The organism is Thalassospira lucentensis (genome assembly GCF_032921865.1).
In the GTDB taxonomy this organism is placed as follows: Bacteria; Pseudomonadota; Alphaproteobacteria; order Rhodospirillales; family Thalassospiraceae; genus Thalassospira; species Thalassospira lucentensis_A.
Genome location: NZ_CP136684.1, coordinates 587,422 through 602,717 on the forward strand (window position 1 = coordinate 587,422; position 15,296 = coordinate 602,717).

Below are 15,296 nucleotides of genomic sequence, written 5' to 3' on the forward strand. Positions count from 1 at the left end.
TGCGCCTTTTGCGCGACACGAAAATTATTTAACGCAAAAAACGCGATAATTTTTCGAAATCTTCCATTGTTATTAACACGGCAATAACTCTTTGCCCGCTAAAACGAATGCCAAGGTCTAATGTCCGGGGGACACCTGAGACGTAGCGTGGCAAAGGGAAGGCTGCGCCGATCTTGAGCTCTAAAGCGCGGAGAGGAAGAGCAAACAATGAGCACGATCAATTTTTCCGTTCCTGAAACGGAAGAAAACCTGAAACCGAAGATTACGGTTATTGGCGTCGGTGGCGCCGGTGGCAATGCTGTTAACAACATGATCGCATCCGAACTTGAAGGTTGTGATTTTGTTGTTGCCAACACGGACTCACAGGCCCTGAGCCAGAGCAAAGCCGCACGCAAAATGCAGCTTGGCCGTAAAATCACGCAAGGCCTGGGTGCCGGTGCACGTCCCGATGCGGGCAGTGCAGCCGCAGAAGAATCCATTGAAGACATTCAGGCCCAGCTTGAAGGCAGCCACATGGTGTTCATCACCGCGGGCATGGGCGGCGGTACCGGTACTGGTGCGGCCCCGGTCATTGCACGTGCTGCCAAGGAAGCAGGCATTCTGACGGTTGGTGTCGTTACCAAACCGTTCCATTTCGAAGGCACGCGCCGCATGCGCACCGCCGAACAGGGGATCGAGCAGCTTCAGCAATATGTTGATACGCTGATCATTATTCCGAACCAGAATCTGTTCCGGGTCGCGAATGAAAAAACCACATTCGCAGATGCCTTCCAGATGGCGGATGACGTTCTGCGCAATGGCGTGCGTTCGATTACCGACCTTATGATGGTTCCGGGCCTTGTGAACCTTGACTTTGCCGACATTCGCACCGTCATGAGCGAAATGGGCAAAGCCATGATGGGCACCGGCGAAGCCACCGGCGAGAAACGTGCCCTCGAGGCCGCCGAGGCCGCCATTGCAAATCCGCTTCTGGAAGATGCTTCGATGAAGGGCGCACGTGCGGTCCTCATCAACATCACCGGCGGTATGGATATGGCCCTTTACGAAGTCGACGAAGCCGCGAACCGTATTCGCGAGGAAGTTGCTTCGGAAGCCAACATCATCTTTGGTTCGACGTTCGATCCGACCATCGAAGGCGCGCTTCGCGTTTCCGTGGTTGCCACGGGCATTGATGCCGAGGAAGTCCGTCGCCCGCAGCCGACCACCGTTTCGGTCGCCCCGGTCAAACCGGTCGAGCAGGCAGCAAAAGCGGCAACCCCGTCCTTTGGCCAGCACGGTGCGGCCGCAGCCGTCGCCAGCGCCCCGGAAACCGCCGTTGCCAGCGCACATGACGGTTATCAGGGCGGTGCATCGATTGACGAAATTCCGGCCGAACGTTTTGCCGCAACCGGCAGCGCACAGCAGCCGGAACTGAGCAATCAGCCGGCGTCCGATACCGGTTCAATCGAACTGGGCCAGACCGTTCTGAAGCCGAAGCCGGTTTCGCGTCCGGCACAGCATTTCACCCCGGCCGAAAAGCCGAAAGAAAACGGTGACATGGCCTTTATTCCGCCGCGTCCGGCCCGCCCGAGCGATGCAGAACAAAACCACAGCCCGGATGTGTTCGAAGCAGCAGATGCCCAGAACGCAACCCCGCCGCGCTTTGGCCTGCGGACCCTGTTTGGCAAGAACAAGGGTGGACACGACGATCATGGGGAACAGTCTCACCACGCAGCACCGCGTCAGGCACATCCGCAGCCGCAGGCTCCGGCACCACGTCAGACCGAAATGTCGCTTGGCGAGACCGCAAACCACTCCTTGAAGGCGGATCCAGCTTCCCGCGTCAAGACGTCGAATGCGTCTGACGACCTTCTGGAAATCCCTGCCTTCCTGCGTCGTCAGGCCAACTGACGACATTCTCCGCGCGAAAAAGGGGAAGGCTTTGGCCTTCCCCTTTTTTTAAATGCGGAACCTGCAAGTGAAACCCTCGGAACATTGTAATCCGAAATTGTATTTTTCCGGTTTTTCGAAATTAATTATATATTTTTCAATACGTTAAGTCGCTTACAAAGCGTAACAAAGAGTGATTTGTCCTCTTGTCACAGTATCTGTAGGGTCTGACACTAAGAAATGGGGTTAACACCCCGATGCGCCAGACATAGCGCATTTGATGAATAACTTACTGACCTGACTCTTCTGGGGGTTCCCGTGAATAAGATTACAGACCTCAGCGCGGCCTTTACGTCTTCGGACATATCCGATCAGGATATCGTACGCCAGCGCACCCTTAAAGCATCGATCGGCTGTGCCGGTGTCGGGCTGCATTCAGGTCATAAAATCCGCATTACCCTGCACCCTGCACCTGAAAATCACGGTATCGTATTTCGCCGCGTGGATCTGGATGGCCAGCCACTGTTTCCGGCACGTTACGATGGCGTGATCGACACGCAGCTTTGCACCTGCCTTGGCGACCGCGATGCCGGGATCAAGATCGGCACGATCGAACATCTGATGGCGGCCCTTGCCGGTAGCCGCATAGACAACGTTCTGATCGATATCGATGCCGACGAAGTGCCGGTCATGGATGGCAGTTCCGCACCGTTCAACTTCCTGATCGATTGCGTCGGGATCGAGGAACAGGACGCACCGCGTCAGGTGATCGAGGTCCTGAAACCGGTGGAAGTCGAATATAAGGGCTGCACCGCACGGATCGAACCGGGTCATGGCTTTGAAGTCGATTTCGAAATCGACTTCGCCAGCAAAGCAATCAACAACCAGCGCATGTCGGTGAAATTCGATGATGGCGTGTTTGTTGCCAATATTGCGCGCGCCCGTACTTTTGGCTTCCTTCACGAAGTCGAAGCCATGCGGTCGATGGGCCTGGCACGCGGCGGTTCGCTTGACAATGCGGTCGTGCTTTCGGGTGACGAAGTCATGAACGAGGAAGGCCTTCGTTATGATGACGAGTTCGTCCGCCACAAGATTCTTGATGCCCTTGGCGATCTTTACACCGCCGGCAAGCAATTGCAGGGCAAGGTCACGGCGTACAAGTCCGGCCACCATGTCAACAACCTGCTTTTGAAGGCGCTGTTTGCCGATGCAAGCGCATGGCGTGTTGCACCGATGCGCAAATCTGCCCTTCATGCGGTTGAAACGCCCGTTCTTGCAACGGCTTGAGCCGATCCTGTGAACAGGTCTTATCTATAAAGGCGGTCCTTCGGGGCCGCTTTTTTTATTGTGTTTCACAACCACAGTTTGCACGGTGCTAATTGCAATTTCGTCAGGGCACCAGAAAAGTACCGGCAAAGGGCACACAACTACTTGCCCTATGCCCATACCGGCATGATATAGTCCGGCAAATTTCCACCTGAATGCGTCACAAAGCTTAAGGAAACGTCACAGTGCTTCGTAAGGCTTCCGCCAAGAATGTTATTGCTGCTTGTGGTCTGGCCCTGCTTCTTGCGGCCTGCTCCAGCGACGACAAACCGGAATATGTCGAACGCCCGGTTTCCGAGCTTTACAACGGCGCACAGGACCTTCTGGATGCCAAGGAATACCAGAAAGCCGCCGAGGCATTTGACGAAGTCGAACGTCAGCACCCCTATTCGGTCTGGGCAACCAAGGCGACCCTGATGTCGGCCTATGCCTATTATCAGGACAACAAATATGACGATGCGATCACCGCAATCGATCGCTTCATATCGCTGCACCCGGCCAACCCGGATGTGCCATACGCCTACTACCTCAAGGCACTGTCCTATTACGAACAGATTTCCGACGTTGGCCGCGATCAGCAGATGACCCAGCATGCGATGGATTCGCTTGATGACGTGATCCGCCGTTTCCCCGACAGCCAGTATGCACGCGATGCAAAACTGAAAAAGGACCTGACGGTTGACCACCTTGCCGGCAAGGAAATGAGTGTTGGCCGCTATTATCAGGATCGCGGCGAATATCTGGCGGCAATCAACCGATTCAAATCGGTTCTCGATAAATACCAGACCACCACCCACGTGCCCGAGGCACTGGCCCGCCTGACCGAAAGCTATCTGGCACTTGGTCTTGATGGCGAAGCCAAACGTACCGCATCGGTACTGGGCCATAACTTCCCTGGCAGCCCGTGGTATGAGGATTTTTACGATCTTCTGGTGGGTGATGGTCTGAACACGCGCGAAAGCGAAAGCTGGTGGCATTCGACCACCACCGCACTTGGTGACTGGTTCTGATTCTCGTCGCGTCGAACTATTATTCGAACGAGAACACACCAAGAACACCGATTTCTTGTCAGTTGTTTTTCAACATTTTTCGCTCTTTCCTGCGGAACACAGGGATGTGGTGAATTTTGCGCTCTGCCAAAGCTTGCAAGGCGCGCTGCGATTGGGCACTCTGCTTGTCGCGACGTCGCCTGACCGGCACAATCGCACCTGTTTTAACAATGTCAGTATCCCGCAATGCTTCGACGGCTTAGCATCCGAAATGTTGTTCTGATCGACAAGCTGGACCTTGATTTCCGCGATGGGCTTAGTGTGCTTACCGGGGAAACCGGTGCGGGAAAATCGATCCTTCTTGATTCATTGGGTCTGGCATTGGGCGCGCGCGCCGATAGCGGCCTTGTCCGCCATGGCACGAATAAATGCAGCGTCACCGCAACCTTCACCCTGCCCGCCGGTCATCCGGTTTACGGGCTTCTGGCCGAACAGGATATCGAGGTTGAAGACGACGAACTCGTGGTGCGTCGTGTTGTCACCTCGGACGGGCGGTCACGCGCCTATGTCAATGATCAGTCGGTTTCGGTCGGGCTTTTGCGCGATGTCGGCAATTACTGCGTCGAAATTCAGGGCCAGTTTGATCAGCACGGTTTGCTGGACCCGACCACCCATCGTGCGACCCTTGATGCCCATGGCAATCTTGGCAGTCTTGCCCTTGCGGTACGGGATCAATGGCGTGCATGGCGGGATACACAAAAGGAACTGACTGCGGCCACCAACCGGATCAACAAGGCGCGCGAAGAGGAAGAATGGCTGCGCCATGCGGTTGACGAGCTTGAAAAGCTTGGCCCCGAGGAAGGCGAGGAGGAACGCCTTGCCGAGGAACGCCAGTTCCTGATGCATGGGGAAAAGCTTGTCGCGGCCCTTAACGATGCCGAGAGCGAACTTTCGCGGGGCAAAGGTGCCGAAAGTGCACTTCGCAGTGCGCAGCGCCATCTTGAACGCGAATTGCAAAAGGCCGAAGGCCGGTTCGAACCGATTATCGAGGCACTGGACCGGGCCGCGATCGAGCTTGAAGAAGCATCGCGTGCGATATCGGTTACCCTTGCCGATCTGAATGTCGATACCGGACAGCAGGAAAATGTCGAGGAACGGCTTTTTGCGCTGCGCGCGGCGGCCCGCAAATACAATGTGCCGGTCGATGGGCTGAATGGCCTGATGAAGGAATACCGCAGCCAGATCGATCAGCTTGAATTCGGTGAAAAGGAACTGTCGCGCCTGACGGCTGCGGTTGCCGAACACCGCGCGGCCTTTATCGATGCCGCGCAAAAGCTTCATGGTGCACGCAAAGCCGCCGCCGAAACGCTTGATACCGCGATCAATGCCGAACTGCCGCCGCTTCGTATGGAAAAGGCGCGCTTTGTCACCGACATTGCCGAGCTGGAAGAAAACGAATGGGGCATCGACGGGATCGACCGCATTCAGTTCATGGTCGCCACCAACCCCGGCAGTCCGGCCGGACCACTGAACAAAATCGCATCCGGGGGCGAGCTTTCCCGCTTCCTGCTGGCACTCAAGGTGGTTCTGGCACGCGTTTCCGCCGTGCCTAGCCTTGTGTTTGACGAAGTCGACAGCGGTGTTGGCGGGGCGACGGCGGCCGCCATTGGCGAACGCCTGCATTTGCTGGCCGAGGAACGCCAGATCCTTGTCATCACGCACAGCCCGCAGGTCGCCGCGCGTGGACGCACCCATTTCAATATTGCCAAAAGCGAAAATGACGGCAGCATGGTGACCCGTGTGAACGAGCTGGTCGATGGTGCCCGGCGCGAGGAAATCGCGCGGATGCTGGCCGGTCATTCGATCACCGCCGAAGCCCGTGCTGCGGCCGACAGCCTGTTAGACCAACCCCGCTAGAACGTTTGCACGGGTTCATCCCCCTGCCCGTTCCAGCCCCTTAAATACGGATAAAAAGAAATATGAGCGCCGAACAAGGGTCAACCTCGTCCATTGTCCCCGATATGCCCGAAACCCGGACCGAGGCAGGCCTGCAGCATGCCGAAATTTCCGACCGTATTCGCGGCTTTAACGAGGCGTATTATATCAATGACGAACCACTGGTTCCCGATGCGGAATACGATGCGCTGTTCAATCGCCTGATCGAACTTGAAGCACGCTATCCGACGCTCAAGAAAAACAGCCCGACACAGGAAGTTGGTGCCGCACCGGCCGATGGTTTTGCCAAAATCAAGCATGCGCGTCCGATGCTGTCGCTTGCCAACGCATTCTCGCGCGAGGACATTGTTGATTTCCTGGCCCGTATTCGCCGGTTCCTGAACCTGACAGCACATAGTCCGGTCGAAATCGTTGGTGAACCCAAGATCGATGGCCTGTCGCTGTCGCTGCGTTATGAAAACCGCGAACTGGTCAGTGCGGCAACGCGTGGCGACGGGACAGAGGGCGAGGACGTGACCGCCAATGTCGCCCATATTACCGATATCCCAAAAACCCTGCCCGAAGATGCGCCGGTCGATATCGTTGAAATCCGTGGCGAGGTTTACATGGCGCGTTCGGCCTTCCAGAAGCTGAATGAAACGCAGGCCGAAACCGGTGGCAAAACATTTGCCAATCCGCGCAATGCCGCCGCCGGGTCACTTCGCCAGCTTGACCCGACCATCAGCGCCAAACGTCCGCTTCGTTTCTTTGCCTATAGTTTTGGGGAACTTTCTGAAAGCCTTGCCCAGACGCATTGGGATTTCATCAGCAAGATCAAAGGCTGGGGCTTTGTGACCAATCCCCACACGACGCTTTTGCACAATACCGACGAGATCATGGCCTTCTACGAGGAACTCGGCAATCAGCGCGCCGAACTTGATTACGATATTGACGGCATTGTCTATAAGGTCAACGACTTCGAATTGCAGTTGCGGCTTGGCTTTGTCAGCCGGTCACCACGCTGGGCGATTGCCCATAAATTCCCGGCGGAACAGGCCCGCACCCGTGTCAAGGCGATTGATATCCAGGTTGGCCGTACCGGCGCACTGACCCCGGTTGCGCGGCTTGAACCCGTCACTGTGGGCGGTGTTGTGGTGTCCAACGCAACCCTCCATAACCGCGATGAAATCGAACGGCTGGGCGTGCAGGTCAATGACCTTGTTGTTATCCAGCGGGCTGGCGATGTCATCCCGCAGGTGGTCGAGGTTATTGTCGATGAACGTCCCGATGATGCCGTGCCCTATCACTTCCCGGAAACCTGCCCGAAATGCGGCAGCCATGCCATACGCGAAGAAGGCGAAGCCGTCACACGGTGCAGCGGCGGGTTGATCTGCCCTGCGCAGGCGGTCGAACGTCTTAAGCATTTTGTATCGCGTAATGCGTTCGACATCGAAGGCATGGGTGGCAAACATATCGAGGCGTTCTTTGACCTTGGCTGGGTCAAATCACCGGCCGATATTTTCCGGATCGAGGAAAAGCACGGTGATGCCCTTCGCAAGCTTGAAGGCTGGGGCGATAAATCGGCTGAAAAACTGTTTGCCAGCATCAATGAACGGCGCACTGTGCCACTGGACCGTTTTATCTACGCACTTGGCATCCGCCAGATAGGACAGGCTACCGCAAAGCTTCTGGCCCGGCATTACGGATCGATCGCGGAATGGCGCACGGCCATGAATGATGCCGGAACGCCCGATAGTGATGCGTTGCGCGACCTGATCAATATCGACCAGATCGGCCCCAGTGTGGCCCATGACCTGATTGAATTCATGGCCGAAGAACATAACCGAGATGTTCTTGATGACCTTCAGGCCGTTCTGACCATCGAAAATGTCGAAGCCCCGCAGGTTACAGACAGCCCCGTTAGCGGCAAAACGGTTGTCTTTACCGGCAAGCTGGAACTGTTTTCGCGCAACGAGGCCAAGGTCAAGGCCGAAAGCCTTGGCGCCAAAGTTGCCGGTTCCGTTTCGGCGAAAACAGATTTTCTGGTTGCAGGACCGGGCGCGGGATCCAAATTAAAGAAAGCAGAAGAATTAGGTGTTACTGTTTTGGATGAACAAGGATGGCTTGATCTGATCGCAGAATGATCAGCACGGGCAAAAGCGGAAGGAAAACGTATCCGATGGAAGACCTGGGCAGCTTTTTTCGCCGCTATGCCGATGCACATCTTAAATTCGAAGCAGACGCCCTCGACGCGTTCTATAATTTCCCCTGCCTGATCAATGATCTGATGGGGGTGCATGCCATCGGCTCGGTCGAGGATCTGCATAAATACAATCAGTCATTTTTTGACGAATTGAAAAATGCCGATCTGGCGATGGCCAAATCGATGCTGATAGAACAGCATTCCGCCCTGCCCGGCGGATCGCGCGCCATTGTGTCCTTCCGGTTCGGCAATTCGGAAAACAACCTGATCTTTGATTGCGATTATGCCTTTGCCCTGCTCAAACAGGACGAGACATGGAAGATCGTTTTCGCCCAGCTTGACGAAATCCGATATAGCGACCTTTACTGACACATCAGGGGCCCATATGCCTGCCGCACCTTTCGTCCGTGCAGCCTGTCTGAGCGTTGCGATCTGCGCAACGTTACATGCCCCTGTCCATGCTGATCCCGATTTTGACGAACTGGTCGGCAAGGCGCGCGCCGTTGATGGCGACACGCTGGAGTTTGGTTTCAAACGCATTGATCTTTGGGGGGCGGACGCGCTTGAGCGGTTTCAGCGATGCATCGTGAATGATCAAACCACGGCATGCGGTGCGGATGCATGGCAGGTCATCACCAATCTGATCGCCGCCGGGCCGATCACGTGCAAGGTGCAGGGCAAGAACCGCTATCACCGCAATATGGCGATCTGTCGCAATGCCAATGGTCAGGATATCGGTCAGGGCCTGATTGCGCGCGGCATGGCCGTGGCACGGACCGATGAAATGCCGTCTTATGGTTCGGTTGAAAACAGTGCACGGCAAAGCCGTGCCGGGGCATGGGGCGGGCAGTTTATCGACCCGTTGCTGTGGCGGCGCGGGGAACGGTTACCGGAACATCAAACCGAAGTCCGCCGCTGGCAACGCGACGAATAAGGGCCGAGATCAGGCACCTTTGCCCGGTGCATCCGCTGCCGGGCCGCGCTCGGTATCTGCCGCGTTGACGTCATCCGAACCACGACCGGTTGCCGAAAAGAACGGCCGGGCCAGCAACCGGCCAAGACCAGCCAGTGTGACGCCATTCTTGATCGACGCAACGCCGACAATAACCACAGCAAAGCCAAGCGCCTGCGGTGCCGTCAGCACCTCGCCCAGCAACAGCCAAGCGGCAAAGAATGTCATGGCAGGCCCCGAAAGCGAAATCAGTGCGGCCTGCGTCGCCCCGATCCGCCGGATGCCTTCATAAAGCAGGAAGAACGGGATCACGGTGCAAAAGATCGAAATGCCCGCCGTCCACAAAACCCCGTCAACATTCAGGTTTAGCGGCTTGGTCACAACCAGCTCATAAAGGATCATCGATATACCGGCCATGGTATTGACCAGGGCGGCAAAATGCATCGACCCAATGACCGAAATCATCCGTTGCCCGAAATAAAGGTAACAGGCGTAAGTCAGGGCGGATGCAAACGCCAGCGACGCTCCCAGCCAAAGCTGATCTGAAACGGCACCGATCCCGTTGGGGGCGAGAACAAGTACCAACCCGACATAAGTAACCGCAAAGCAGACAAACTGGCGCAAGGGAGGAAGCCGCCACTTATGCAGGCATTCAAGGATCAGGACGATGGCCGGGAATGTGAAAAGCACGATCCGCGAGACGGTGACATCAATCACCGACACGGCGGTAAAATCAAACAGGGCAGCGGCAAAGAACAGCCCGCCATAAAGCGCGCCCCAGAGAATATCGACCGGCTTCATCGTACGTTCGCCCGGCCGGTGTTTGCCAAACAGATAAACACCGATCCAGAAAAACGGCATCGCGATCAGAAAACGCAGCAGCAGCAAACCATCCACCGTCATGCCGGTGGCATAAACGTATTTCGCCAACAGCCCCTTCATTGCGAATGCCACAGTCGACAGCAATACAAGGGTCAGGGCCGAACCCGATGGCTTTGCCACGGATTTGGCATCTGCTGGCGCAGATGGTTTTGTCATTATTGTCTCCGGTCTCTCTCGACCTTAACTATCTGCCGCGCATAGCCATTATTCAATTCGAATTAAATGTTATCAGATATCAGGATTTGCTATATCTAACAAAACATCCGCCGGTTCATATTCCTTTTGGATTGCAGATAAATGGACATCAAACAGCTTCGAAGCTTTGTTCACATTGCCGAACTTGGCAGCCTGTCGCGCGCGGCCGACCGGCTTAACCTGTCGCAACCAGCCCTTAGCCGGCAGCTTAACCTTCTGGAAGAAGCACTTGATACCCGCCTGCTGGAACGGACCGGGCGCGGGGTCAAACTGACCGAAGCCGGTCAGATGCTGGCGGAACGGGCACGGGTTATTCTGGGTGATCTGGCGCGCCTTGAAGCTGACCTGTCAGCCCGACGCAGCAAGGTAACCGGCCATGTCCATGTCGGGGTGCCGCCCAGTGCCGGGATCGTCATTACCGGTGCGCTGGTCGAAGCATTGCGCGAACGCTATCCCGATCTGAACATCTCGATTGCCGAGGATCTGACAGGCGACGTGCAGGAAGGATTGCTATCAGGGCGTCTTGATATCGGCATCCTGCATGATGGCATGATATCGCGCAGCCTGCATGCCGAACCATTATGGCGCGAAGACCTGTTTCTGATTTCCCATCCGTCGCGCGTTGGCGAAGGCGAAACCGAAATTGCCTATGAAGATGTTTTGGCGCTGCCATTGATCATGCCAACCCCGAAACACGGTCTGCGCGCCAAGATGCAGGAAGCCGCATTTCGTGCCGGTCGCCCCCTGACCCCGGTGGTCGAAGCCGACGCATTGCGGGTTCTGGTGGATCTGGTGCATCGTGATCTCGGCCATACGGTTTTGCCGCGAAGCTCATTGGTGATGGAACTATCGACCGGGCGGCTCAAGGCACGGCGGATCGTCAATCCGCAATTGTCGCGCAAGGTGATGCTGTCCTGGCTTCAGGACCGCCCGCTCAGTACCGGGGCCAAGGCCGTGCTTGATACATTGCGCGATCTGGCGGGCACCATGCCGATGGCTGATAACTGAAAAACAAAACCCCGGCACGACGACCGTACCGGGGTTTGCTGGAAGGGCTTTGAGGCGATCAGACCGGGGCTTCGGAATCAGATGATTTCTGCCACAGGTTCAGGCCACCATCCGTCGCGTATTTGTCGATCTCAGCCAGTTCCTCGGCACTGAATTCAAGATTTTTCAGGGCATCAAGGCTGTTATCAAGCTGTTCGACATGACGCGCCCCAATCAGGGCCGATGTGATTTCCGGGCGACGCAGCACCCATGCAATCGCCATCTGTGCCAGTGTCTGACCACGGCGTTTGGCGATTTCGTTCAGGGCGCGCACACGGTTCAGGTTGTCTTCGGACAGCATGCCGGACTGGAACGACCCTTCAAGGGCGGCACGGGAATTTTCCGGCACACCGTTGAGGTATTTGTTGGTCAGAAGCCCCTGCGCAAGCGGCGAGAAAGCAATGCAGCCAATGCCAAGCTCGGACAGGGTATCAAGCAGCCCTTCGGTTTCGACCCAGCGGTTCAGCATCGAATAGGATGGCTGATGAATGACGCAGGGCGTGCCCAGATCGGACAGGATCGCCTGCGCCTTGCGCGTCATTTCGGCGGAATAGGACGAAATGCCGACATAAAGCGCCTTGCCCGAACGCACGATCTGATCGAGTGCGCCCATGGTTTCGGCAAGCGGCGTGTTCGGATCAACACGGTGCGAATAAAAGATATCAACATAATCAAGCCCCATCCGCGACAGGCTTTGATCCAGACTTGAAATCAGATATTTGCGCGAACCCCATTCGCCATACGGCCCCGGCCACATGCGGTACCCCGCCTTGGTCGAAATTACCAGTTCGTCGCGATGGGATTTCAGATCCTTTGCCAGCACCTTGCCAAAGTTTTCCTCGGCCGATCCGGGGGGCGGGCCATAGTTGTTGGCAAGATCGAAATGGATGACACCGCGATCAAAGGCACGCCGAATCATCGCGCGCTGCGTTTCAAAAACGTCAACACCGCCGAAATTCTGCCAAAGGCCCAGCGTGATCTGCGGCAGCATCAGGCCGCTTTTGCCCGACCGGTTATAGGTTGCATTGTCGTAACGTGCGGGATTGGCATTCCAGCCTTCTTCCACTGACGCCATTTATTCCTCCTGCCTATTTTCTTTTGGGGTCATGCCCGCAATTGAATCGATCCAATGTTTTATTCATAAGGCAAAAAGTCCGCGCTGTCAGGCGTGTTAACAAGAAAAAACCGCCCCAATATGTCGGGACGGTTTTGCATTGTGCCTTGCCTGAAGGCCGAACTTACGCCACGCGTTTCTTGATCGGTGCCGTTGCCTTTTGCAGCCATTCAAGAAGATCTTCGTCAAGATCGTCGGCATACATGGCATAGACCTGTGCATGGTAATCGTTCAGCCACTGCAATTCATCCTTGGTCATCAGTTCCGGATCAATCAGTTTGCGTTCAATCGGCGAGAAGGTCAGCGTTTCAAAGCCCAGCATCGGGCGATCCGCCCCGACCGGACCATCGACTTCGACAACCGCAATCAGGTTTTCAATCCGGATGCCATATTCGCCTTCCTTATAGAAACCCGGCTCGTTCGACAGGATCATGCCGGGTTTAAGCGCGATCTTGTTCGGTGCCTTGGAAATCCGCTGCGGACCTTCGTGAACGCCAAGGTAACTGCCTACGCCATGACCGGTGCCATGGTCGAAATCAAGCCCGGCTTCCCAAAGCGGCGCACGGGCAAGGGTATCAAGCTGCTGCCCGGTGGTGCCAACCGGGAAAATCGCGCGCGCAAGTGCGATATGCCCCTTCAGCACACGGGTGAACCGATCCCGATGTTCCTGGGTCGGTTGCCCGATCACGGTTGTACGGGTGATATCGGTGGTACCATCCAGATACTGCCCGCCACTATCGATCAGGAAAATTTCGCCCGGTGACAATTTCCGATTGGTTTCGGGGGTATTGCGATAATGGCAAAGCGCGCCATTCGGGCCGCTGCCCGGGATGGTTTCAAAACTGGTATCGCGGAATAACGGATCTTCAGCACGAAGTGCGAGAAGTTTGTCTGCCGCCATGCGTTCGTCAATGCTGCCATCGGCTGCGGCTTCTTCGAGCCATGCAAAATAACGAATGATCTTTTCGCCGTCGCGCTTATGTGCCTTGCGCGATCCTTCAAGTTCGACCTCGTTCTTGCAGGCTTTGGGCAACGCCACCGGATCACGGCCGATCCGCATCGTCGCACCGGCATCGGAAAGCTTCATGCGCAACCAGTCGGATGCGGTTGCCTCGTCCAGGCGGACCGACTGATTGCCCAACGCGCCAAGGGCTTCTTCGAGTTCGCCGGGTTGGCGGATGGTCGCATCATTTTCAAGCCATTTGACGGTTTCAGCCGGAAATTTGCGTTCATCCATAAACAGATCAACCGATGCATCGCCATGAATGATGGCATATCCCAACGGCAGCGGAATATGGGGCACATCGCCCCCCCGGATATTCAGAAGCCATGCGATGCTGTCAGGCGCTGAAATCACGGCACTGTCGCATTCCAGTTTTTCGAGCATTTCGGCAATCTGTTTGCGTTTTTCCGCATTTGTTTTACCGGCATGTTCCAGAAGATGCGGGCGCACGGGCGCAACCGGCATGGCGGGCTGTTTACGCCACAGAACATCAATCGGATTGGGCTCGATTGCGACCAGTTCGGCACCAACACCCTCGCACGCACCACGCAGATGTTCGGCCTGCTGGACAGTATGCAGATGCGGGTCATAGGCCAGCTTCTGTCCGGATTTAAGATTGTCATGAATCCAGCCGACAACCGGTTCATCGACCAGATGTCGATATTCGTAAATGTCGCGGTCGACCTGCTGACGGACCTGAATGGTGTAACGGCCATCGACAAACACGGCGGCCTTGTCGGCAAGCACCACCGCCGCCCCGGCCGACCCGGTAAAACCGGTCAGCCATGCCAGACGTTCGGCACAGGCCGGAACATATTCGCCCTGATGTTCATCTGATCGCGGCACGACGAAACCATCGACACCCTTGGCGGCAAGATATTTGCGAAGCGCTTCGATCCGGGCCGCGGCATCATAGCCGTCCTTGGCATACAGAAATTCCGATTTGCGTTCATCGCGCAATGCCAGCAGGGCCGATTTCAGATCATCGCCAAGCTTGCCACCGACCAGATCAAGCCAGTCGGTTCGCGTATCGCCATTGGCACTGGCAAGAACACCGTCAATCAGATCGACAATGGCAGTGACGTCCTTGTTAACGCCGTCACGTTCAAGCATGGCAGCAAGTTGGGTATCGCCGGGAAGGGTCATCAAAATCCTCGTTTCTGTGCGTGGGGCAGCATCCGACCAAAGCTATCTAAGGGTTTTCGCCGATCACTTGCAAGATGGAATACCAGAAAACGTGGCAGGACACGCCAATCGGACGACCGGTAAACTACACCGGCGTCACGCCTATACCACCACATGCATGATGGGTATGAAAGCCCTGCAAGCTTCGCAATACAAATTAAGAGATGTTTAATCTATTACAGGCGCGTGACAAAAAGATGGCCCGTCGGGACGTCAATTTGCAGGAGACCAAAACGGTGATCCGTTTTCCAATTACTGTCCAGAACGTTGTTCAATCGCGTCGTCGTCAGACGGCCTATGACGGTCTAGAGCGCCTCACCCTTACGGAACGAGCCGCGCTCGGCCTTGATACAGGCCCTGCCCTTCTGGCAGACGATGCTGAAAGCCATCATCGGGGTCAGACCCTTTCGATGGAAGCAACGGACAGGGAATAGGGATCAATCCCGCCCGCGAAGGTCTTTGATGCCATTGGACGAAGCGCAGGATCGAAGGTTCACGATCCTTGCGGTCTTTTTTGTCTTTCCCTCTGAGACGGCCCTGCTACTCCACGGCAGGGCCGTTTCTTTTTGACCAGAGCGTAAAAGCCGCGCCATAGT

Annotated in this window: 12 protein-coding genes; 9 read left to right on the forward strand and 3 right to left on the reverse strand. The window is 56.0% G+C overall.

Annotation, left to right across the window (positions count from 1 at the left end):
- Positions 1–207: 207 nt before the first annotated feature.
- The 7 genes from ftsZ to R1T41_RS03435 all read left to right on the forward strand — a co-directional run bounded on the left by ftsZ (position 208) and on the right by R1T41_RS03435 (position 9,256).
- On the forward strand, positions 208–1,890 hold the full coding sequence (ftsZ, locus tag R1T41_RS03405; RefSeq protein ID WP_317339960.1) for a cell division protein FtsZ: 1,683 nt from the start codon (positions 208–210) through the stop codon (positions 1,888–1,890).
- A gap of 297 nt (positions 1,891–2,187) precedes the next feature.
- Positions 2,188–3,156 carry a UDP-3-O-acyl-N-acetylglucosamine deacetylase gene (gene lpxC, locus R1T41_RS03410; protein WP_082824613.1) on the forward strand — a complete coding sequence of 323 codons (969 nt, stop codon included), beginning with the start codon at positions 2,188–2,190 and terminating at the stop codon, positions 3,154–3,156.
- Between the two features lie 224 nt (positions 3,157–3,380).
- The gene (locus R1T41_RS03415) at positions 3,381–4,205 is read left to right on the forward strand and encodes an outer membrane protein assembly factor BamD (RefSeq protein ID WP_317339963.1); all 825 of its coding nucleotides are present in this window, start codon (positions 3,381–3,383) and stop codon (positions 4,203–4,205) included.
- Positions 4,206–4,430: 225 nt separating this feature from the next.
- Positions 4,431–6,101, forward strand: coding sequence for a DNA repair protein RecN (gene recN, locus R1T41_RS03420; RefSeq protein WP_317339965.1), 1,671 nt, complete (start codon positions 4,431–4,433; stop codon positions 6,099–6,101).
- Positions 6,102–6,193: 92 nt separating this feature from the next.
- The gene (gene ligA, locus R1T41_RS03425; protein ID WP_411045559.1) at positions 6,194–8,263 is read left to right on the forward strand and encodes an NAD-dependent DNA ligase LigA; all 2,070 of its coding nucleotides are present in this window, start codon (positions 6,194–6,196) and stop codon (positions 8,261–8,263) included.
- A gap of 35 nt (positions 8,264–8,298) precedes the next feature.
- Positions 8,299–8,691, forward strand: a complete 393-nt coding sequence (locus tag R1T41_RS03430) for a hypothetical protein (RefSeq protein WP_297009565.1) — start codon at positions 8,299–8,301, stop codon at positions 8,689–8,691.
- Positions 8,692–8,707: 16 nt separating this feature from the next.
- Positions 8,708–9,256, forward strand: coding sequence for a thermonuclease family protein (locus tag R1T41_RS03435; protein WP_317339970.1), 549 nt, complete (start codon positions 8,708–8,710; stop codon positions 9,254–9,256).
- Between the two features lie 9 nt (positions 9,257–9,265).
- Here R1T41_RS03435 and R1T41_RS03440 read toward each other — a convergent pair whose 3' ends face one another.
- Positions 9,266–10,312 carry a DMT family transporter gene (locus R1T41_RS03440; protein ID WP_247794546.1) on the reverse strand — a complete coding sequence of 349 codons (1,047 nt, stop codon included), beginning with the start codon at positions 10,310–10,312 and terminating at the stop codon, positions 9,266–9,268.
- Between the two features lie 141 nt (positions 10,313–10,453).
- Between R1T41_RS03440 and R1T41_RS03445 the strand changes: the two genes are divergently transcribed.
- Positions 10,454–11,359: a LysR family transcriptional regulator gene (locus tag R1T41_RS03445; RefSeq protein WP_037992114.1), complete on the forward strand. Its 906-nt coding sequence runs from the start codon at positions 10,454–10,456 to the stop codon at positions 11,357–11,359.
- A 58-nt stretch (positions 11,360–11,417) separates the two neighbouring features.
- On the opposite strand, the gene mgrA is transcribed toward R1T41_RS03445, so the two are convergent.
- Together mgrA and R1T41_RS03455 are read right to left on the reverse strand one after the other, a co-directional pair.
- The gene (gene mgrA / locus R1T41_RS03450) at positions 11,418–12,473 is read right to left on the reverse strand and encodes an L-glyceraldehyde 3-phosphate reductase (RefSeq protein WP_317339973.1); all 1,056 of its coding nucleotides are present in this window, start codon (positions 12,471–12,473) and stop codon (positions 11,418–11,420) included.
- Positions 12,474–12,636: 163 nt separating this feature from the next.
- Positions 12,637–14,661 carry an aminopeptidase P family protein gene (locus R1T41_RS03455; protein ID WP_317339975.1) on the reverse strand — a complete coding sequence of 675 codons (2,025 nt, stop codon included), beginning with the start codon at positions 14,659–14,661 and terminating at the stop codon, positions 12,637–12,639.
- 275 nt (positions 14,662–14,936) lie between these two features.
- Between R1T41_RS03455 and R1T41_RS03460 the strand changes: the two genes are divergently transcribed.
- Positions 14,937–15,134 carry a hypothetical protein gene (locus R1T41_RS03460; protein WP_142994591.1) on the forward strand — a complete coding sequence of 66 codons (198 nt, stop codon included), beginning with the start codon at positions 14,937–14,939 and terminating at the stop codon, positions 15,132–15,134.
- Positions 15,135–15,296: the final 162 nt, after the last annotated feature.

Coding starts and splice junctions, on each gene's coding strand:
- R1T41_RS03440 (WP_247794546.1), bottom strand. CDS start 10,312: ATGACAAAACCATCTGCGCCAGCAGATGCCAAATCCGTGGCAAAGCCA.
- mgrA (WP_317339973.1), bottom strand. CDS start 12,473: ATGGCGTCAGTGGAAGAAGGCTGGAATGCCAATCCCGCACGTTACGAC.
- R1T41_RS03435 (WP_317339970.1), top strand. CDS start 8,708: ATGCCTGCCGCACCTTTCGTCCGTGCAGCCTGTCTGAGCGTTGCGATC.
- ftsZ (WP_317339960.1), top strand. CDS start 208: ATGAGCACGATCAATTTTTCCGTTCCTGAAACGGAAGAAAACCTGAAA.
- R1T41_RS03430 (WP_297009565.1), top strand. CDS start 8,299: ATGGAAGACCTGGGCAGCTTTTTTCGCCGCTATGCCGATGCACATCTT.
- R1T41_RS03455 (WP_317339975.1), bottom strand. CDS start 14,661: ATGACCCTTCCCGGCGATACCCAACTTGCTGCCATGCTTGAACGTGAC.
- R1T41_RS03445 (WP_037992114.1), top strand. CDS start 10,454: ATGGACATCAAACAGCTTCGAAGCTTTGTTCACATTGCCGAACTTGGC.
- recN (WP_317339965.1), top strand. CDS start 4,431: ATGCTTCGACGGCTTAGCATCCGAAATGTTGTTCTGATCGACAAGCTG.